19 protein-coding genes are annotated in these 18222 nt (G+C 66.7%); 6 read left to right on the forward strand and 13 right to left on the reverse strand.

From position 1 onward, the window contains the following. Both L1088_RS09995 and L1088_RS10000 read left to right on the forward strand, forming a co-directional pair. The coding region (locus tag L1088_RS09995) for a transposase (RefSeq protein ID WP_326490768.1) at nt 1-466 on the forward strand (466 nt) is incomplete at its 5' end. A 37-nt stretch (nt 467-503) separates the two neighbouring features. Further along, complete coding sequence (locus L1088_RS10000) at nt 504-1571, forward strand: hypothetical protein (RefSeq protein ID WP_234554883.1); 1068 nt, start codon at nt 504-506, stop codon at nt 1569-1571. A 235-nt stretch (nt 1572-1806) separates the two neighbouring features. Here L1088_RS10000 and L1088_RS10005 read toward each other — a convergent pair whose 3' ends face one another. Together L1088_RS10005 and lepA are read right to left on the reverse strand one after the other, a co-directional pair. After that, nucleotides 1807-2790, reverse strand: a complete 984-nt coding sequence (locus L1088_RS10005; protein WP_234554886.1) for a sensor histidine kinase — start codon at nt 2788-2790, stop codon at nt 1807-1809. After that, on the reverse strand, nt 2780-4606 hold the full coding sequence (gene lepA / locus L1088_RS10010; protein ID WP_234554888.1) for a translation elongation factor 4: 1827 nt from the start codon (nt 4604-4606) through the stop codon (nt 2780-2782). The genes L1088_RS10005 and lepA overlap by 11 nt, the downstream gene beginning before the upstream one ends. 139 nt (nt 4607-4745) lie before the next feature. On the opposite strand from lepA, the gene L1088_RS10015 reads away from it, so the two are divergent. Genes L1088_RS10015 through L1088_RS10030 form a run of 4 tightly spaced genes read left to right on the forward strand, consistent with a single transcriptional unit; the run spans nt 4746 to nt 8549 of the window. Next, complete coding sequence (locus L1088_RS10015; protein ID WP_234554890.1) at nt 4746-5864, forward strand: acyl-CoA dehydrogenase family protein; 1119 nt, start codon at nt 4746-4748, stop codon at nt 5862-5864. After that, nucleotides 5849-7003, forward strand: a complete 1155-nt coding sequence (locus L1088_RS10020; protein WP_234554891.1) for a thiolase family protein — start codon at nt 5849-5851, stop codon at nt 7001-7003. The genes L1088_RS10015 and L1088_RS10020 overlap by 16 nt, the downstream gene beginning before the upstream one ends. Before the next feature lie 9 nt (nt 7004-7012). Beyond that, complete coding sequence (locus L1088_RS10025) at nt 7013-7744, forward strand: 3-hydroxyacyl-CoA dehydrogenase (protein WP_234554892.1); 732 nt, start codon at nt 7013-7015, stop codon at nt 7742-7744. After that, complete coding sequence (locus L1088_RS10030) at nt 7716-8549, forward strand: CoA transferase (protein ID WP_234554893.1); 834 nt, start codon at nt 7716-7718, stop codon at nt 8547-8549. Before L1088_RS10025 ends, L1088_RS10030 begins: the two co-directional genes overlap by 29 nt. Here the strand turns inward: L1088_RS10030 and L1088_RS10035 are convergent. Genes L1088_RS10035 through L1088_RS10085 form a run of 11 tightly spaced genes read right to left on the reverse strand, consistent with a single transcriptional unit; the run spans nt 8546 to nt 18104 of the window. Beyond that, nucleotides 8546-9301, reverse strand: coding sequence for a 3-hydroxybutyrate dehydrogenase (locus L1088_RS10035; RefSeq protein ID WP_234554894.1), 756 nt, complete (start codon nt 9299-9301; stop codon nt 8546-8548). The two genes, L1088_RS10030 and L1088_RS10035, sit on opposite strands and share 4 nt — an antisense overlap. An 18-nt stretch (nt 9302-9319) precedes the next feature. Further along, nucleotides 9320-10024 (reverse strand): ABC transporter ATP-binding protein, encoded by a 705-nt coding sequence (locus tag L1088_RS10040; RefSeq protein WP_234554895.1) that lies wholly within the window; start codon nt 10022-10024, stop codon nt 9320-9322. Further along, on the reverse strand, nt 10021-10746 hold the full coding sequence (locus L1088_RS10045) for an ABC transporter ATP-binding protein (RefSeq protein ID WP_038046084.1): 726 nt from the start codon (nt 10744-10746) through the stop codon (nt 10021-10023). The genes L1088_RS10040 and L1088_RS10045 overlap by 4 nt, the downstream gene beginning before the upstream one ends. Further along, complete coding sequence (locus L1088_RS10050; protein ID WP_038046085.1) at nt 10739-11656, reverse strand: branched-chain amino acid ABC transporter permease; 918 nt, start codon at nt 11654-11656, stop codon at nt 10739-10741. Before L1088_RS10050 ends, L1088_RS10045 begins: the two co-directional genes overlap by 8 nt. Next, nucleotides 11653-12510, reverse strand: a complete 858-nt coding sequence (locus tag L1088_RS10055; protein ID WP_234554896.1) for a branched-chain amino acid ABC transporter permease — start codon at nt 12508-12510, stop codon at nt 11653-11655. The genes L1088_RS10050 and L1088_RS10055 overlap by 4 nt, the downstream gene beginning before the upstream one ends. Before the next feature lie 18 nt (nt 12511-12528). Beyond that, a complete protein-coding gene (locus L1088_RS10060; RefSeq protein ID WP_234554897.1) occupies nt 12529-13704 on the reverse strand; it encodes an ABC transporter substrate-binding protein in 1176 nt (391 codons plus the stop codon). A 16-nt stretch (nt 13705-13720) separates the two neighbouring features. After that, nucleotides 13721-14146, reverse strand: coding sequence for a MaoC family dehydratase (locus L1088_RS10065; protein ID WP_038046089.1), 426 nt, complete (start codon nt 14144-14146; stop codon nt 13721-13723). Then, nucleotides 14124-14873 (reverse strand): alpha/beta fold hydrolase, encoded by a 750-nt coding sequence (locus L1088_RS10070; protein ID WP_234554898.1) that lies wholly within the window; start codon nt 14871-14873, stop codon nt 14124-14126. Before L1088_RS10070 ends, L1088_RS10065 begins: the two co-directional genes overlap by 23 nt. Beyond that, entirely contained in the window at nt 14857-15639 is a 783-nt protein-coding gene (locus L1088_RS10075; RefSeq protein ID WP_038046092.1) for an alpha/beta fold hydrolase, read from the reverse strand. The genes L1088_RS10070 and L1088_RS10075 overlap by 17 nt, the downstream gene beginning before the upstream one ends. Continuing rightward, nucleotides 15626-17104, reverse strand: a complete 1479-nt coding sequence (locus L1088_RS10080) for a class I adenylate-forming enzyme family protein (protein WP_234554900.1) — start codon at nt 17102-17104, stop codon at nt 15626-15628. The genes L1088_RS10075 and L1088_RS10080 overlap by 14 nt, the downstream gene beginning before the upstream one ends. Continuing rightward, the gene (locus tag L1088_RS10085; protein ID WP_234554902.1) at nt 17097-18104 is read right to left on the reverse strand and encodes a 3-oxoacyl-ACP synthase; all 1008 of its coding nucleotides are present in this window, start codon (nt 18102-18104) and stop codon (nt 17097-17099) included. The genes L1088_RS10080 and L1088_RS10085 overlap by 8 nt, the downstream gene beginning before the upstream one ends. Nucleotides 18105-18222: the final 118 nt, after the last annotated feature.

The following is an 18222-nucleotide window of genomic DNA, read 5'->3' on the forward strand; positions in this document are numbered from 1 at the left end:
GGATACCGGGGGGAGGATGCTCCGGGCGTACGTTCACCCGGCCAACGAACACGACAAGTGGGGCGGGAAAGCGGTTTTGGAGGGGATGGACCTTGGTCTGTGGCCGAGGGTGAGGAAGGTGTATGGGGACTGGGGCTACCGGGGCCTAAGGGGCTTTTTGGAGGCTCTTGGGTTAGAGCTGGAGGTGGTGGCCCATCCTTACGCCGGGGTGCGGGGGGTGTGGGTGCGGGAGGGGGAGGAGGTGCCGGAGCTTCCCCGGGTAGAGGGCTTTAAGCCGTTGCCCAAGCGGTGGGTGGTGGAGCGGACGTTTGCGTGGTTGGGGAGGAACCGGAGGTTGAGCAAGGATTACGAGCAAAAGTTTTCACCCCCCGTTTCCTTAGGCCTCCCAAGGGACACCGTAGCCCCCCTCCTTGCACAGGAGCCGGTCACTACGGTATCCCTACCGGGTGCTCCAACCGGTACCTGAAAGTCTATCACCCTTCCGGCTCGGCTACCTGGCAGGCTTGCTCCTATCCCACCGCAAAACCGTCCACGCCATGTGGGAAGAAGGCTACCTCCCCTCCTCCCCAAGCTACGCCTCCACCCTCCTGGCCCTTAACCCCCATCCCTACGCCCCCGGCTGGCACCAAAGGCTCCTCGCCGCCCCCAAAGGCGCCTACCTGGCCATAGACCTCATGCCCACCCCCCACACTGGCCCCGCCATCCAAGGCTTGGGCCAGGTCTACAACCCCGCCGCCAAGGCTACCCGCCTCGGCCACCTCTTCCTCTCCTCCGTCCTGGTCTTCCCGGGAAAGGACCCCTACCCCCTGGCCCTCAAGCCCCACCCCGTCCCCGGGATGGAAACCCCAGACTACCCCCTCAAGACCCCCTCCGAAGCCCTGTTGGATGAGGTCTTTGACCTTCTGGCGGTCCATCCCCAGGTGGACCTCAAGGGAGTGGTGGCCGACGCCCAGTTCAGCTCAGGGCTGACCTTGAGGTCCCTCCTGCGGGCGGGCATTCCCTTTGTGGGCAGGATGCGGAGCCGGGTGAAGGTGGTGCTGCTGGAAGAGGGGGCAGAGGGGGAGGAGGAGGAAGGGGAGGTGGTCCCGGTGGGGGAGGTTTTGCAGCGCTATCCGCCGGGGAGGGCCCGGTACTACCGGCGGTTTGGGCTGTACGCCAAGCGGGTGCGGGTGGTGTGGCCTGGGGTGGGGCGGGTGGACATGGTGCTAGTGCACAAGGCCCAGGGGGCGGGGTGGCGGCGGTGGGTTTTGGTGTCCACGCTGGGGGGTGGGGTACAGGAGGTGCTGGAGGCTTGGACGTTGCGGTGGAAGGTGGAGGTGGTGCACCGGCTGTTCAAGGGGAACCTGGGGCAAGGGAGGAGCCAGGCGCGGGGGTATGCGGTGCAGCTGGCCCACAGCGAGTTGGTGGTGCAGGCGTTTCACGAGGTGCGGCGGGTGCGGGAGGAGAGGCCGGGGCTGATGTGGCGGCATGCGCAGCGGGAGGCGGGGAGGAGGTTCAGAGAAGCCTTGTTGACCGGGCCTCAGGCCACCTCACCCCCTAGGAGGCTCGCTCGGAAGGAGGGTGGGACGTAGGGAGAAAAGTTTTGTTACGAGCAGCATCCTTCCGTCAGTGAGGCGTGGTTGTACTTGGGCATGCTACGCTTGCTGGTGAAGCGGCTGGCGAGGGCCGCGTAAGGTGAGGTGGGGGACTTTTACGACAGCCTCTTATACCCTTTTCCCCTGAACCCTTCGCTCCCTCCCCTTGGCGGAGGCCCTGGGTACCCTTTCGCCGGGGTCCCCACGCGGACTTTGTCCGCGTGGGGTGGCATTAGAGCTCCCTGGCGGAGGGGAGTTCCAGGCGCAAGCACGCCCCTCCCAGGGAGCTTTGGCACGTTAATAGCCTTCCCCCGTGGGCCTCCGCTACCCGCCCGGCGGTGTAGAGGCCGAGCCCGGCGCTTCCCCGGTTTGTCCCCCCTTGGCGGAAGGGCTGGGCCAGGGCCTCCAGGGGCAGGGGAAGTCCGGGGCCGTCGTCCTCCACTGCCAAAGCCCCTTCCTCCACCCTTACCCGCACGCGGTTTCTGGCGTGGCGCAGGGCGTTGTCCAGGAGGTTGGCCAGGGCGCGCTCCACCAAAAGCCGCTCCCCCCGGGCCAGCCCCGCCCCCTCCACCAAGAGGCCCACGCCCCGCCTGCTGGCCTCCTCCCGGTAGCGCAGGAGGAGGTCTTCTACTAGGGCCCTCAGGTTCAGGGTTTCCCGCTGGGGGGTGCGGGCCTCGAGGCGGGAAAGGGCCAGGAGGTTTTCCACAAGCCGGTAGGCTCGGGAGAGCTCTTCCTTGAGCTGGCCGAGAAGCTCTACCCTCCGCGCCCTGCCCAGGTGGTCCTCCTTCTCCAGGTACTCCAGGGCGCGGATGGCAGAGAGGAGGGGCGTCTTGAGGTCGTGGGCCAAGGCCCCGTAGAAGGCTTCCCGGGCCTCGAGGAGGTTCTGCAGCCTGGCTAGGAGCTCCTGGAAGCGGCGCCGCAGGAGGGCCACCTCCGCGGGTGGGGGTTCCTTGGGGGGCGGGAGCTGGAGGGCCTGCACCGGCCCTTCCTTGAGGGAGAGGTAGGTGAGGGCCCGGGTGAGCTCTTCTAGGGGCCTGAGGAGGCTCCTGGCCAGGAAAAAGCCCACCAGGGCGGAAACCAGGGCCAGGAGGAGGAGCCAAAGGAGGAGGGGAAGCCAGGGTCCCTCCCCCATAAGCCCCAGGGTGAGGGCCAGGACCAGGTTGGGCAGAAAGGCCAGAAGGGCGATGACCAGGGCCAGCCTTGCCCTAAGGCTCATCCCGCCCCGCCGAGAGCACCGCCAGGAAGGCCTCCTGGGGCACCTCCACCTTGCCGATGGCCTTGAGCCGCTTCTTTCCCTCCTTTTGCTTTTCCAAAAGCTTCTTCTTTCGGGTCACGTCCCCGCCGTAGCACTTGGCCAAGACGTCCTTCCTGAGGGCCTTCACCGTGGCCCGGGCGATGATCTTGCCCCCGATGGCCGCCTGGATGGGCACTTCAAAAAGCTGACGGGGGATGACCTCGGCCAGCTTATCCACGATGGCCCGGGCCATGGGGTAGGCCTTCTCCCGGTGGGCGATGAAGGTGAGGGCGTCCACGGGCTCCCCGTGCACCAGGACGCTCACCTTGACCAAATCCCCAGGTTGGTAGCCGATCTGCTCGTAGTCCATGGAGGCGTAGCCCCGGGAAAGGCTCTTCAGGCGGTCGTGGAAGTCGTAGAGGATCTCGGCGAAGGGGGCCTCGTAGATGAGCTCTACCCGCTTCTGCGAGCCGGGGAGGTAGGTCATGTTTACCAGGCGGCCCCGCTTTTCCTGGACCAGCTGCATGATGGCTCCCACGTACTCCTCGGGGGTGAAGAGGGTGAGCTTGACGTAGGGCTCCAGCACCTCCTCCACCTTGGTGGGGTCGGGGAGGTCGGCGGGGTTGTGGATCTCCACCTCTTCCCCGCTTTTCAGGCGCACCCGGTAGACCACGCTGGGGGCGGTGGCGATGAGCTCCAGGCCGAACTCCCGCTCCAAGCGCTCTTGCACGATCTCCGCATGGAGAAGCCCCAGGAAGCCGCAGCGGAAGCCGAAGCCCAAGGCGGTGGAGGTCTCCGGCTCGAAGGTGAGGGCGGCGTCGTTCAGCTTGAGCTTTTCCAGGGCGTCCCGGAGCTTGCCGTAGTCCCCGGAGTCCACCGGGTAGAGGCCGGCGAAGACCACGGGCTTGGCGGGGCGGAAGCCGGGGTAGGGGGCGTCGGTGGGGCGGTCGGCCAGGGTAATGGTGTCCCCCACCTGCACGTCGTGGATGTCGCGGATGGCGGCCACGAGCCAACCCACTTCCCCCGCGGTGAGTTCCTCCACCGGGACAAGCCCCTGCGGGGTGAAGACCCCCACCTTGTTCACCACGAACTCCTTCCCCGTGGACCAGACGCGGATGCGGTCTTCCGGGCGCACCCGGCCCTCGAAGAGGCGCAGATAGGGGATGACCCCCTGGTAGGCGTCGAAGAGGGAATCGAAGATGAGGGCCTTCAAGGGGGCCTCGGGGTCGCCTTGGGGCGGGGGGATGCGCCGGACGATGGCCTCCAGGATCTCCTCCACCCCCTCCCCGGTCTTCCCCGAGGCGAAGATGGCCTCGTCCGCAGGCAGGCCCAGGACCTCCTCCACCTCGAGGGCCACCTCCAGGGGGCGGGCGTTGGGCAGGTCGATTTTGTTGATGACGGGGATGATGGTGTGCTCGTGCTCCATGGCCAGGTAAAAGTTGGCGATGGTCTGAGCCTCCACCCCTTGGCTGGCGTCCACCACCAGCAGGACCCCCTCCACCGCCGCCAGGGCCCGGGAGACCTCGTAGGTGAAGTCCACGTGCCCGGGGGTGTCGATGAGGTTGAAGACGTAGGTCTCGCCGTCCTTGGCCCGGTAGTTCACCCGCACGGCGCTGGCCTTGATGGTGATGCCCCGCTCACGCTCCAGCTCCAGGGAGTCCAGGAACTGCTCCCGCATCTCCCGCTCGCTCACCGCGTGGGTCATCTGCAGGATGCGGTCGGCCAGGGTGGACTTCCCGTGGTCCACGTGGGCGATGATGGAGAAGTTGCGGATGCGGCGGCTATCCATCCTTTCCATCGTCCGGGGAAGGAAGGGCAAAGTCAAGCTGCCCTGTCCACGCCCTGTTCCTGGAGGCGTTGGCGGGAGGAGGGGAGCTTGAGTCAAGTGGCCTTGTGCGGCCCCCGACCGCCGGGTATGCTTGGGCCAGGAGGTTCCCTTGAACCTGGAGCATTCCCTGCGGGAGCTGGCCCGGCGCTTCGCCCGGGAGCGGGTGCTGCCCGAGGCCTCCCGCCTGGACCGGGAGGCCCGCTTCCCTCGTGCCCTCTTCCAGGAGGCGGCGGCGCTTGGCTTCCCCACCCTTGTGGTGCCGGAGGTCTGGGGCGGGGCGGGCCTGGGCCCCACGGCTTTGGTCTTGGTGGCCGAGGAGCTGGCTTATGCCTGCACCGGGGCGGCGGCGGCCTTGCTCCTCAACAACCTGGTGGCGGACGCCCTCCTCCTTTCGCAAAGCCACTACGCCCAGGGTTTCCTTCCCCGGCTCAAGGGGGAGGTGGCCGCCTACGCCCTCACCGAGCCCCAGGCGGGTTCGGACGTGGCCGCCATCCGCACCCGAGCGGAAAGGGTGCCGGGAGGCTACCGCCTCTACGGGCGGAAGACCTGGATCAGCCACGCCCCCGAGGCGGCCTTCTTCGTGGTCTTCGCCAAGGTGGCGGAGGGGAGGGAGGGGATCGCCGCCTTTCTGGTGGAGCGGGGGGAAGGGGTGGAGGTGGGGCCTCCCTTGCCCAAGCTGGGGCAGAAGGCCTCCCCGGCGGCGGAGGTGGCTCTGGAAGGGGTTTTTGTGCCCGAGGAGGGCCTCATCGCCCGGGAGGGTTTCCGGCTCGCCATGCGGGTCTTCGACCGCTCCCGGCCCATGGTGGCCGCCTTGGCGGTGGGGCTTTTGCAGAGGGCTTTGGACGAAGCCCTGGCCTACGCCGCCATGCGGGAAGCCTTCGGCAAGCCCCTTTGGGAGCATGAGGGGGTGGGGTTTAAGCTTTCGGAGATCTTCATGGACCTCGAGGCCGCCCGCCTCCTCACCCTGAAGGCTGCCGAACTGGCGGAACGAGGCGAGGAGAACGCCTTGGAGGCAGCCGCAGCCAAGGCCTTTGCCGCCGACGCCGCGGTGCGGGGGGTTTCCGAGGCCCTCCAGGTCTTCGGGGGCAACGGCTACAGCGAGGAGTACCCCCTGGCCAAGCTCTACCGCGACGCCAAGGTGCTCCAGATCTACGAGGGCACCTCGGAGATCCAGAGGCTCATCGTCCTGCGGGAACTGGTGCGGAGGAAGGTATGGGAGAGCCGGTGATCCTCGAGGCGGTGCGCACCCCCATCGGCAAGCGGAACGGGGCTTTAAGGGCGTGGCGGCCCGATGCCCTTTACGCCCGGGTCTTGGATGCCCTCCTAGAGCGGACGGGGATCGACCCCCACCTCATCGGGGACGTGGTCACGGGGTGTGTGACCCAAACCGGGGAGCAGGGGGCCAACGTGGGCCGGCTGGCCGTCCTCCTCTCCCGCCTGCCCCAGGAGGTCCCTGCGGTAAGCCTAAACCGCATGTGCGGCTCCAGCCAGCAGGCCATTCACTTCGCCGCCCAGGCCATCGCCGCCGGGGACCTGGACTTCGCCATCGCCGGAGGGGTGGAGAGCATGACCCGATGCCCCATGTTCTCCGACATCGGGGGCGGCTTCCACACCTTGAACCCTGCCCTTTTCCGGCGTTATGAGCTCGTCCACCAAGGGGAAAGCGCGGAACGCATCGCAGAGAAGTATGGCCTCTGCCGGGAGGAGCTGGACGAGTGGGGCTACCTCTCCCACAGGCGGGCGGCCCGGGCCATCCAGGAGGGGCGCTTCCGGGACCAGATCCTTCTCCTGGAGGGGGTGGATGGGGAGGGAAGGCCTTTCCTGCTGGACCGCGACGAAGGGGTGCGTTTCGACGTGGACTACGAGCGGATGCTGGCCTTGAAGCCCGTCTTCCGGGAGGACGGGGTGGTGACCGCCGGCAACTCCAGCCAGATCTCCGACGGGGCGGCGGCCCTCCTCCTGGGGGACCGGGAGAAGGCCCAGGCCTTGGGCCTTCGCCCCCGGGCCCGCTTCCTCGCCCGGGTGGTGGTGGCGGGGGACCCCACCCTGCAGCTTCTGGAGGTGATCCCCGCCACGAGGAAGGCCCTGGAGCGGGCCGGGCTTTCCCTCAAGGACATCGACGTCATCGAGATCAACGAGGCCTTCGCCAGCGTGGTCCTGGCCTTCCTGCGGGAGCTTGGCCCCGACCCGGAGAGGGTGAACCCCAACGGCGGGGCCATCGCCCACGGCCACCCCTTGGGGGCCACGGGGGCGGTCCTCATGACCAAGCTCCTCCACGAGCTGGAACGCACCGGGGGGGAGTTCGGCCTGCAGGTGATGTGCATCGGCCACGGTCAAGCCACGGCCACCATCATCCAACGGATCTAGGGGTGGACCATGGAACGAAGCGCCTTGGTAACGGGTGGGGCCTCGGGGCTTGGACGGGCCGCAGCCCTGGCCCTAAGGGATAGGGGCTACAGGGTGGTGGTCTTGGACCTCAGGCGGGGGGAGGCTCCCGGCCTCCAGTACCTGGAGGGGGATGTGGCCCGGGAGGAGGATGCTAAGCGGGCGGTGGAGCTCGCGGCCTCCCAGGCTCCTCTCTTCGCCGTGGTGAACGCGGCGGGGATCGGCCTGGCCCGCAAGATTTTGGGCCGAGAAGGCCCCCACGACCTGGAGGGCTTCCGCCGGGTGGTGGAGGTGAACCTCTTGGGCACCTTCAACGTGTTGCGTCTGGCGGCTTGGGCCATGCGGGAGAGCCCTCCCGACGCCGAGGGGCAGCGGGGAGTCATCGTGAACACCGCCAGCGTGGCGGCTTTTGAGGGCCAGGTGGGCCAGGCGGCCTACGCCGCCAGTAAGGGGGGCGTGGTGGGCCTCACCCTTCCCGCCGCCCGGGAGCTGGCGGACTGGGGCATCCGGGTGGTGACCGTGGCCCCAGGCCTCTTCGATACCCCCCTCCTTCAAGGGCTTCCTGAAAAGGCCAAGGCCTCGTTGGCGGAACAGGTGCCCTTCCCTAAGCGCCTGGGCCGGCCAGAAGAGTACGCCCTGTTGGTCCTCCACATCCTGGAAAACCCCATGCTGAACGGGGAGGTGATCCGCCTGGATGGCGCCCTGCGCATGGCCCCCAGGTAAGGTTCTGGACCTGACCCGGCTGCTTCCCGGGCCCTTGGCGGGAAAGCTTCTTGGGGATTTGGGTTTTCCCGTGGTCAAGGTGGAGCCTCCGCAAGGGGATCCCCTCAGGGACTGGGCCCCGGAGGCCTATCGCTTTTTGAACGGGGAAAAGGAGATCCTGACCCTTGACCTAAAGAGGGGGAAGGATCGGGAGAGGTTGTTGGTCCTGGTAAGGGAAGCCGCCGTTCTCCTGGAGTCCAACCGCCCCGGGGTCATGGAGCGGCTGGGCCTCGGGCCTGAGGTGCTCCTTGGGGTCAACCCCCGCCTGGTCTACGCCCGGCTTCGGGGTTACCCGGATGTTCCCGACCCTGGCCATGACCTCACCTATTTGGCGGAGGCGGGGCTTCTCGGGCGCTTTCCCTGGAGATCCTTCCAGTTTGCTGATCTGGCAGGCGCCTATGCCCTAGCCCTGGTGGCCTTAAAGGGGCTTCTCCTGGGGGGCGGGGTTTACGAGGTGGCCCTCTCCGAGGCGGTCAAGGCCGTGGCCTATCCCCCGATTCCCTTTCTGGATGGCTCGGTCCTTTGCTATGGGGTTTACCCTGCCCGGCAGGGGCAGGTGGCCTTGGCCGCCTTGGAGCCCCATTTCTGGGCCCGGTTTTGTGAGGAGGCAGGTCTACCGGAGTTGCTTGCGGCGGCCTTCAGCCCGGCCAAGCCCGGCCTTGTGCCTTATGAGCGGCTACGGGCCTTCTTTCAAGGGAGGACCGCCCAAGAGTGGGAGGCCTGGGCCAAGGGGAAGGGGGTGCCCCTCCGGGCCGTGCGGGGCTAGCGGGCGGTCCAGCCTAGGTCGATGGGGAAGACGGCGCCGGTGATGGCCCCCGCCTTCTCCGAGGCTAGGAAGAGGGCGAGCTCGGCCACCTCCTCGGGCTCGATGAGCCGCTTCACCGCCGCCTGGGCCAGGAAGACCTTCTCCACCACCTCGCTTTCCGGTATGCCCAGGGTGCGGGCCTGGTCGGCGATCTGGTTCTCCACCAGGGGGGTGCGCACGTAGGCGGGGGCGATGGCGTTCACCGTGACCCCGAAGGGCCCCGCTTCCAGGGCCACCGTCCGTGTGAGGCCGATGAGGCCGTGCTTGGCGGCGATGTAGGCGCTCTTGAAGGGGCTGGCCACCAGGCCGTGGACGCTGGCGATGTTGAGGATCCGCCCCCAGCCCTTGGCCTTCATCCCGGGAAGGAGCGCCTTGGTGAGCTGGAAGGGGGCGGTGAGCATCACCTGGAGCATCCTTTGCCAGGTTTCCAAGGGAAAGTCCTCCACGGGGTCGATGTGTTGGAAGCCGGCGTTGTTCACCAGGATGTCCACGCCGTACCGGGCCGCTTGCTCTCCCAGTTCCTCCACGGCCTTAGGGTCTCCTAGGTCCGCCTGGAGAAACACCCCGCCCAGTTCCGCCGCTAGGGCGGAGGCGTCCTTCACGTCGTGGACCAGCACCCTGGCCCCCTCCTGGGCGAAGGCCCGGGCGATGGCCAGGCCGATGCCGCTTCCGGCGCCGGTGATCAGCACGGTTCTGGGATGAACAGGGTTCATGGGTACCTCTTGGGTATCTTACAAGCTCAGGTAGGCTTCCCGTATGCTGGGGTCCTCTAAAAGGGCGTGGGCAGGACCTTGCAGCACCAGGCGACCGTGCTCCATCACGTAGGCCCTGCTGGCCACCTCGAGGCTCAAGGCGGCGTTTTGCTCCACGAGCAATACCCCGACTCCCTCTTCCGCCACCCGCTTTAGGGCCAGGAGCACTTCTTCGGCCAGCCGGGGGGCGAGGCCCAAGGAGGGCTCGTCCACCAAAAGGATCTTGGGGAAGCCCATGAGGGCTCGGCCGATGGCCAGCATCTGCTGCTCCCCGCCCGAGAGGGTTCCAGCGAGCTGCCGCCTCCGTTCCGCCAGCCTGGGGAAGAGGGCATAGACCCGGGCAAACCCCTCGCCGTCCCTCCCCGGCGCCAGGAAGGCGGCTCCTAGGCGCAGGTTTTCCTCCACGGTCATGAGGGGGAAAAGCTGGCGGCCCTCAGGGACGTGGCCTATGCCCAGGCGGGCCCTCTGGGCTGGGGAGAGGCCTGAGAGGTCCTGCCCGTCCCAAAGCGCCCTGCCCCGCCAGGGCCGCAGGAGCCCGGAGAGGGTGTGCAAAAGCGTGGTCTTGCCCGCCCCGTTGGCCCCCAGGAGGGCCACGAGCTCGCCCTCAGCTACCTCGAGGTCCACCCCGAAGAGCACCTGGGCCTTGCCGTAGCCGGTTTCCAGGGCCTCTACCTGGAGCTTCATGCCCGCCTCCCCAAATAGGCCTCCCTTACACGTTCTTCCTGAGCCACTTTCTCGTAGGTGCCTTCCGCGATCACCTCCCCGTGGTCCAGGACCACCACCCGGTCCGCTAGGGCCCGGACCACGGGCATCAGGTGCTCGATGAAAAGCACAGAAACCCCGCTATCCCGGATGCGCCGCACCAGGGCCACCGCTTCCTCGGCTTCCTTGGGGCGGAGACCTGCCATGACCTCGTCCAGGAGGAGTACCTTGGGGCGCGTGGCCAGGGCCCGAGCTAGCTCTAGGCGTTTGTCCTCCAAAAGGGTGAGCTCCCCAGCCAGGGCTTCGGCCCTGGGGGCGAGGCCGGTGAGGTCCAGCACCTCCGCCACCCAGGCTTCCGCCTCCTTCCTCTTTAGGCCCGGCTTGCCGAAGAGGGCCCCCACCAGCAGGTTCTCCCGCACGCTGAGCTCGGGGAAGGGCTGGACGATCTGGAAGGCCCGGCCTAGGCCCAGGTGGGTGCGGGTTTCCGGAGGGAGGTGGCTGATATCCCGTCCCAGAAGGAGGATCCGGCCCTGGTCGGGCTTTATTAGACCTGAAAGAAGGTTCAAGAGGGTGCTTTTGCCAGCCCCGTTGGGACCGATCACCGCCAGGATCTCCCCTTCCTCCAGGTGGAGACTCACCTCCTTAAGGGCCTGTAGCCCCAGGAAGCGTTTACTCAACCCTATAACTTCCAGGGCCTTACCCACGACGCCTCCCCAGGAGGCCCACCAGGCCGCGGGGCAGGAAGAGGATGACCAGGATGAGGATGGCCCCGTAGACCACCAGGTAGCCCTCCTTGATCCAAAGCCTGAGGGCCTGCTCGAGGCCTACCAACACCACGCCCCCCACTAGGGGTCCTAAAGTGGAGTAAAGACCACCGAAGATAGGGATGACCAGCGCTTCCACCGCCCTTCCCAAGCTGAAGGCGTCGTAGGGGGAGAGAAACAGGGTCTTCATCCCGTAGACCCCTCCGGACAGGCCGGCCACCAGGCTGCCCAAGAGAAGGGACCAGAGCTTCACCCTGACCACCCGCACCCCCAGGACCCGGGCCACCGCCTCCGACTGCCGGGTGGCCGCCTGGGCTAGGCGGAAGGGGCTCCACTCCGCCCAGTGGCTGAGGGCGGTGGCCAGGAGAAGAACGCCAAAGCTCAGGTAGTAGGCGGCCAGAGGCCATACACCCCCAAAGGGCGGTGGCACGGGAAGGCCAATGGGCCCACCCGTGAAGGCGAGCTTCAGGGCCAGGGTGCGCAGCACCTCGCTGAAGGCCAGGCTGGCGATGGCGAAGTACAGGCCGTGCAGGCGTAGGGTCACCGACCCGAGGAGCAAAGCCCCGGCCCCCGCCACGAAGGCCCCGAAAACCAAGGCGGGGAGGGTGCCCACGTGTGGGGCCAGGAGCCCAGCCCCGTAGGCCCCCAGGCCAAAGAAGGCGCCGTGGGCCAAGGAGAGCTGGCCGGTGCGGGCCACCAGATCCCAGGAGAGGGCCATGGCGGTGAAAAGCTGGATGAAAAAGCCCACGTCCAGGAGGAAAGCCCCCCAGATCCCCAGCGGAAGGAAGGGCAGAAGCGCAAAAAGGAGGAGGAAGAAGGAGAGGAAGGGGAGGTGGCTGAGCTCCCTCATGGGCTCCTCCAGGCCCGGCCCACCAGGGCCAGGAAGAGGACCAGGAAGAAAACCGCCTCCACTAGCCCCCCGCCCCCAGGCAGGTAGGTGCTTACCAGCGCCTCCGCTAGGGCCAAGACCAGGGCGGCGGGTACCACCCCTTTGAGGTTGCCAAGCCCGGCCAGGGCCACGATGGCGAAGGACTTGAGCGTGAAGATGAAGCCCACGGTGGGGCTGGCGTAGAGGATCACCGAGAGCATCACCCCGGCTACTCCGGCCAGGGCTGCGGCCAAGCCGAAGGCCAGGAGATAGACCTGGTCCGCTTCAATCCCCAGAAGGCCTGGAGCTAAGCGGTTCTGGGCCACCGCGCGCATGGCTAGGCCTAGCCGGCTTCGGGTGAGGAAGACTTGGAGCAGGAAGAGGAGGCCGAGGGAAAGCATAAAGGCCCCGAGGGGTACTGCTCCCAGGAAGAAGGGCCCCAGGGTGAGGGTGGCCGCCTGGTAGGACGGGGCCACCACCCGGGTGTCCGCCCCAAAGAGGAGAAGGGCCAGGTTTTGCAGGAGGATAGATAAGCCAAAGGTGAGGAGCATCTGGTTGAGCTCGGGGGCCGGGAGTACCGGTCGGATGAGGCCCTGGTAGACCAAGCCCCCTACCAGGAAGGCGGCCAGGAAGGCTAGGCCTAGGGAGAAGAGGGGGTCTAGCCCCTGGAGGGCAAAGAAGAGGTAGGAGAGGAAGGCCCCCATCATGAGGAACTCCCCGTGGGCGAAGTTGACGATGCCCACCACCCCCAGGGAGAGGGCCAGCCCCGTGGCCACCAGGGCGTAGACCCCGCTCATGAGGAGGCCGTTGAGGAGGGTCTGGAGGAGGAGCTCCACAGCCTTCTCCTCGGCCCTTTACCGCAAGTAGTATTCCCCAGGGTAGCGCAGGGGCCTCGAGGCCTTGTCCTTGGGGAAGACGGGGCGGCGGCTGCCTTCCAGGTACTGGAACTGGAACCATATGTCCGCTCCAAACCCCTGGTACCGGGTCTTCCCTGTGTCCGAGGGCTTGAAGGCCAAGGGACCGAATGGGGTGTTCATGCGTAGGGTTGCAAGGGCTTCCGCGATACGGTTCTTGTCGTTGCTCCCAGCCTTTTCCACCGCCAAAGCCAGGCTCTTGACGATGGTATAGCCCATGGGGGCCATGTATTCCTCGGTGACCTCCCCGTACTTTTTGCGGTAAGCTTCCACGAAGCGGCGGGACTCGGCGTTGCTTAGCGTGGGCAGCCAGGCGGTCATGCCCGCGACGTCGTTAGAGAGCGGGTTCCTTTCAAAACCGATAGGCCAGGAGGGGGGCGCACCGTAGATGAGCTTGGGCCTGAGCCCCACCTGCCGGGCCTGGGTGGCGATGGGCAGAGCATCCACGTCGTAGCCAATCCAGTAGAGGATGTCGGGGGCGAAGGCCCGGAAACGGGTGAGTATGGCGGTGAACTGGCCGCTCCCAGTCTTGTAGGGTTCCGCCTGGACCTGGTAGCCCAGTTTTTCCAGTTGCTGTTTGTAAACCCCAATGCCTGCGGAGCCGAAGGGTCCATCCTCGTAAAGGATGGCCACCTTCTTGGCCCCGTGTTCCCGGTTCAGGTACTGGAAGAACTGCAAAGCGGCGGCCACGTTGTGGTAGTCCCAAGGGTGGTAGTGGAAAAACAGGGGATAACCTTCAAAGGCTTGTTCCACCACCGAGCTGGCGGCCCCGATGACCAGGAAGAGGGGTCCGTACTGCTTCACGGGACCAGAGAGGGCGAAGGTGACCCCGCTGACCAGGCCTCCGATCACGATGTCCACCTTGTCCACGGTCATGAGCTTGGTGAAGGCGGGAACGGCCTTGGCCGCATCGGTGCCGTCGTCCACCACTACCAGCTCCAGCTTGGCCTTGCCAGTAGCGTTCACCTCGTCGGCAGCCAGCTGGATGCCGTTGAGCGCCGCCTTACCCGAAACCGCCGAAGCTCCGGAGAGGGGGAGGATGACCCCCACCTTTAGGGCGGTCTGGGCCCATGCCAGACCTGCTAGGAGAACCAAAAACCCCAACGCCTTTCGCATGGTTGCCTCCTTTTCCCTAGGGCCTTGCGCCCGTAGGCTCCTCGTAAAGCACCACAGCCTCACCCTCAATGACCCTTTCCCCACGCTGGTTTTCGCAGATGGTTTCCAGGGTGAGAACCAAGCCCCCCTTTTCCCGTTCGCGTATCGACTTCACCACGGCCGTGGCGGTGACGGTATCGCCCAGGTAGGTGGGCTTGAGGAAGCGCAGGGTTTGGGAGAGGTAGATGGCCCCGGTGCCCGGCAGCTTGGTCCCGATGACCGTGGATATAAGTCCGGCCACCAGGATTCCCTGGGCAACGCGCCGGCCGAAGCGGCTTCCTTGGGCGTAAGCTTCGTCCACGTGTAGGGGATTGGTATCCCCCACCGCCCCCACGAAGAGGGCCACGTGGGCCTCGGAAATGGTCTGGGTGTAGCTGGCTTTATCCCCCACCTTGAACCTCACCTTGCACCTCCTTAAGGAATGTTTCCAGGACGTCTTTGAGCATGCCTGGGTTTTCCAGGTTCGCCGAGTGGCCTACCCCCTCGAGGACGAGAAGCCTCCCCCTGGAGAAGAAGGCCGCCGTAGCCTCGGCCATAACCCGGGTCACCAGGGGGTCCAGGGCCCCGTAGACCACGAGGACCGGTCCCCTGTAAGGCTGCTCCAGCCGCCAGGCCGCCAGGGCCCGGGCGTTGCCCTGGAAGTGGGCAGGATGCATCCTCTGCGCCCTTTCCACCAGCTCGAGAAACCAAGGGGGTCTGCGGGTAGGGGCCATGGCCGCCAGAGCCTGGGCCAAGCCCTCAAGGTTGTGGCGGTAGCTTTCCAGGATGGGGTAGTAAGCTTCCGGGGTCTGTAGCCCCGAGGGGGGGGCGGAGTTGAGGAGGACGAGTCCCAGGGTCGTCGGGCCCGCCGCTTCCATCGCCACCGCACCCCCTAGGGAGTGGCCCACCAGGATGGCATCGTCTATCCCCTTTTCCCGGAGGAAGTCCCGCAGGGCTTGGGCGTAGGTGGGGATGGAGGGGACGAAGTCCTCGGGGGCTGGGCTTTCCCCAAAGCCCGGCAGGTCGGGGGCCAGGAGCCGGGCCCCCTCGGGGGGGTCTTGCAAAACCTCCCGCCACCACTCCTTACAGGCGAAGTTGCCGTGGATCAGGACCACCGGGGTGCCGCTTCCGCTTTCAAGGTAACGGAGCATAGGTTTCCTCCAAAAACGTCCTCACGGCCTGGGCGAAGGCCGCAGGGTCTTCCAAGGGTGCCGCGTGCCCCGTGGGCAGGGCCTTTAACCTAGCCCCCAGGCCCTTGGCGAGGGCCTCGGCGTAGGGCCGGGGGAAGAGGAGGTCCTCCTCCCCATAGAGGACCAAGGCTGGGAGATGGAGGTGTGGGAGCCGAGGCCTGAGGTCCTCGAGGGCGAGAAACCCGAGAAGGAGCCTTTCCTGGGCCTTTTCCTCCGGCGCTTGGGCCACCAGGAGGGCCAGGCCTTCCTCGGTGAGGAGCTCGGGGTGCTGGTTCAGGAAGCGGGCTCCGAAAACCCAGGGCAGGGCTACCCTTAGGCGCAAGGGGGTGCCCCCGGCCCTTAGGGCGTGAAGCCAGCCCTCCACCTTGGCCCTAAGGGCGGCGTCCAGGTAAGGGGTGGTGCAGCAGAGGACCAGGCTCCGGAAGCGCTTCGGGGCCAGGAGGGCGGCCTGCACGGCCACAATACCCCCGTTGGAAAGGCCCACCAAGGTGGTTTCCTCCCAGCCCAGCTCCCCAAGGAGGGTGAGGAGGTCCTGGGCGTGGACCTCTGGGGTGTAGGGGCCCTCAGGGGTTTCGCTCTCCCCTTGGCCCCGCATGTCGTAGCGAAGAAGGGTATAGCCCTTAAGTAAGGGTACCACGGGGTCCCAGCTTTCCAGTCGTTGGAAGATCCCGTTGAGAAGCACCACTTTGGGTCCTTCTCCCTCCACGCGGAACCTAAGCCTGGCCATGCTCTGCCTCCCACATCCTTTTCAGGGCCTCCTTTTGCACCTTCCCGGGCCCGGACTTGGGCAGTTCCGGCAGGAGGACGATGTGTTTGGGTACCTTGTACCCCGCCAGGCGCTCCCGGAGGAAGGCGCGAAGGACGTCTGCTTCCAGGGGCTCCTTGAGGGCCACGAAGGCCACCCCCACCTCGCCCCACTTGGGGTCCGGCACGCCCACCACTGCCGCCTCCCGCACCGCCGGGTGGTCGTATAGGGCCCGCTCCACCTCCACGGGGTAGATGTTTTCCCCCCCGGAGATGAACATTTCCTTTCTCCTCCCCACGATGTAGAAGCGCCCTTCCGCATCCTGGTAGGCCAGGTCCCCGGTCCTAAGCCAAAGCCTCTCCCCGTCGTAGACGAAGGCCTTGGCGTTCTCCTCCGGGCGCTGGAAATACCCCTTCATGACCACGCTCCCCGAAAGCCAAAGCTCCCCTGCCTCGCCCACGGGGGCCTCCTCGCCGTCCTCCCGCACCAGGCGGGCCCTCAGGTGGGGCATGGGCCGGCCCACGCTCTCCGGGTAGACCTCCGCTTCCTCCAGCTCCAGGGTGAAGCAGTTGACCCCGCACTCCGTGAGGCCGTAGCCTTGCTTGAAGCGCACGCCCTTCCTTTGGAACGCCTCCCTCACCGGGGCCGGGCAGGGGGCTCCGCCGGAGATGGCGAAGCGCACGAAGGAGAGGTCGGCCTCGGCGAAGCCGGGGGTTTCCAGGAGCATCTGGAACATGGTGGGCACCAGGAAGAGGATCGTGGGCCGGTACGTCACCACCAGCTCCAGGTACTCCTCGGGGCGGAAGCGCTCCTGGATCACCACGCTCCCGCCCAGGTAGAGGAGGGGGATGGCCAGGGCATTCAAGGCGGCGTGGAACATGGGGGTAGCCACGATGTACCGGTCTTCCCGGGAAAGCCCCCAGGCGAAGGCGGTCTGGATCGCGTTCACCAGGAGCTGGCGGTAGGGGATCAGCGCCCCCTTGGGCAGGCCGGTGGTGCCCCCGGTGAAGAGGAGGAGGGCAGGGTCCTCCAGGTTCACCTGCGTGGCCTCCGGGGTTGCCTTTCCTTCCTGAAGGACCTCGAGGGGAAACGCCCTGGGATCCAGGGCCTGGGCCAGTTCCTGAAAGCCCTCCCCATAGAAAAGCACCCGGGGTTCGGCGTAGTCGTAAAGGGTTCGCAGCTCGGCTAGGCTTAGGCGGTGGTTGAAGGGAGTGAGGATATGGCCGAGGAGGGGGCCTGCGAAGAGGAGGTCCAGGTAGGCGGGGTGGTTCCAGGCGAGAAGGCCCACCCGGTCGCCTTTGCCCACCCCCAGGTCCCGGAGGGCTGCGGCGGCCCTTTGCGCCCTTTGGTAAAGCTCAGCGTAGGTCAGCCATTCCCCGCGGAACCAGACCGCCTGGCGCCTGGGATGGTAGCCGGCCAGGCGCTCCAGCCAGTTGGGCTCAAGCATAAAGCCCTCCTTCCAGCCGGAGGACCGCAACCCCGTAGAAGTACCCCACCCCCGCCGCCGCCAGGGCCACCAGGCTTCCTTCCCGCAACAGCCCCTTCTCCCAGGCCAGCTTCAGGGAGAGGATGGGGTCCAGCTGGCCCAGGTGGCCAAAGCTCTCCAGGTAGATGGATTGTTCGTCCCTGAGGCCTAGGCCCTCCAGAACCGCCCGGTGGGCGGAGCGCTTCATGTGGAGCAGGGCCAGGTAGTCCAGGTCGGCCTCGGTGTACCCTGCCTCCGCTAGAGCCTCCCGTATCACTGCCAAGAAGGTGGGGATGGAGGTGCGGTCTAGGCGTTCCTTCATGGCCCGAGGATTCTCCACCCGTAGGCGGAATGCCGGCAGGTTGCCTGGGGCTAACGGGTTGCGGGTGCCGCCCACGGGCACCTTGACCGCAAGAGCCAAGGTGGGGTCCATGCGGTGGGCAAGGCCCAAAAGCCTAAGCCCTGGCCCCTTCCGGGTGAGGAGCGCAGCGGCACCGCCTGCGGCCAGGTCGTAGAGGAAGCGGGTGTGGGGGTCCTGGTAGTCCACCAGGTCCCCGTTGCGGTAGCCGCCGGCCACCAGGACCGTTTCCACCTCCTTCCGGGTGGCGAAGAGCCCCCGGGCCACCTCCAAGGCTCCCATGAAGGAGGCGCACTTCTGATTGAGGTCCAGCCCCTTGGCCCTCGAGGCCCCCAGGCCCAGGGCCAGATAGGGGGCCGTGGCCCAGACCGGATAGTCCTTGTGCTCCTCCACGATGGAGATCACCCAGTCCACCGCTTTCCCACTGAGGCCTGCTTTTTCCAGGGCGGTCTGGGCGGCCCAGAGGGCCATGTCCGCGGGGTGGTCTTCGGAACCTGGCGCAGTTTTTTCCAGGATGCCCAGCTTCTCCCGCACCACCTCGGCGGGTAGGTTGGCCCAGGCTGCGAGCTCCTCGGCGGTTATGCGTCTTTCCGGCAGGTAAACCCCCAGGCTGTGCACGACCATCTGCCCCTAGGTTAGGACGGGGCCGTTACACCTGCGTTACACGCAGGCGAAGGGGGATCGGGGTCCGGCGGGGGCCGGCTCAAGCACTCCACTTTGCCGGCATGAAGCGAACACTTGC

The sequence above is a fragment of the Thermus caliditerrae genome (assembly GCF_021462525.1).
Taxonomy (GTDB): Bacteria; Deinococcota; Deinococci; order Deinococcales; family Thermaceae; genus Thermus; species Thermus caliditerrae.

Excerpts from the sequence above, each read along its gene's own strand:
- L1088_RS10035 (WP_234554894.1), bottom strand. The coding sequence starts at position 9,301 with ATGAACCCTGTTCATCCCAGAACCGTGCTGATCACCGGCGCCGGAAGC.
- L1088_RS10030 (WP_234554893.1), top strand. The coding sequence starts at position 7,716 with ATGGCGCCCTGCGCATGGCCCCCAGGTAAGGTTCTGGACCTGACCCGG.
- L1088_RS10085 (WP_234554902.1), bottom strand. The coding sequence starts at position 18,104 with ATGGTCGTGCACAGCCTGGGGGTTTACCTGCCGGAAAGACGCATAACC.
- lepA (WP_234554888.1), bottom strand. The coding sequence starts at position 4,606 with ATGGAAAGGATGGATAGCCGCCGCATCCGCAACTTCTCCATCATCGCC.
- L1088_RS10075 (WP_038046092.1), bottom strand. The coding sequence starts at position 15,639 with ATGGCCAGGCTTAGGTTCCGCGTGGAGGGAGAAGGACCCAAAGTGGTG.
- L1088_RS10040 (WP_234554895.1), bottom strand. The coding sequence starts at position 10,024 with ATGAAGCTCCAGGTAGAGGCCCTGGAAACCGGCTACGGCAAGGCCCAG.
- L1088_RS10020 (WP_234554891.1), top strand. The coding sequence starts at position 5,849 with ATGGGAGAGCCGGTGATCCTCGAGGCGGTGCGCACCCCCATCGGCAAG.
- L1088_RS10060 (WP_234554897.1), bottom strand. The coding sequence starts at position 13,704 with ATGCGAAAGGCGTTGGGGTTTTTGGTTCTCCTAGCAGGTCTGGCATGG.
- L1088_RS10080 (WP_234554900.1), bottom strand. The coding sequence starts at position 17,104 with ATGCTTGAGCCCAACTGGCTGGAGCGCCTGGCCGGCTACCATCCCAGG.
- L1088_RS10005 (WP_234554886.1), bottom strand. The coding sequence starts at position 2,790 with ATGAGCCTTAGGGCAAGGCTGGCCCTGGTCATCGCCCTTCTGGCCTTT.
- L1088_RS10050 (WP_038046085.1), bottom strand. The coding sequence starts at position 11,656 with ATGAGGGAGCTCAGCCACCTCCCCTTCCTCTCCTTCTTCCTCCTCCTT.
- L1088_RS10025 (WP_234554892.1), top strand. The coding sequence starts at position 7,013 with ATGGAACGAAGCGCCTTGGTAACGGGTGGGGCCTCGGGGCTTGGACGG.
- L1088_RS10070 (WP_234554898.1), bottom strand. The coding sequence starts at position 14,873 with ATGCTCCGTTACCTTGAAAGCGGAAGCGGCACCCCGGTGGTCCTGATC.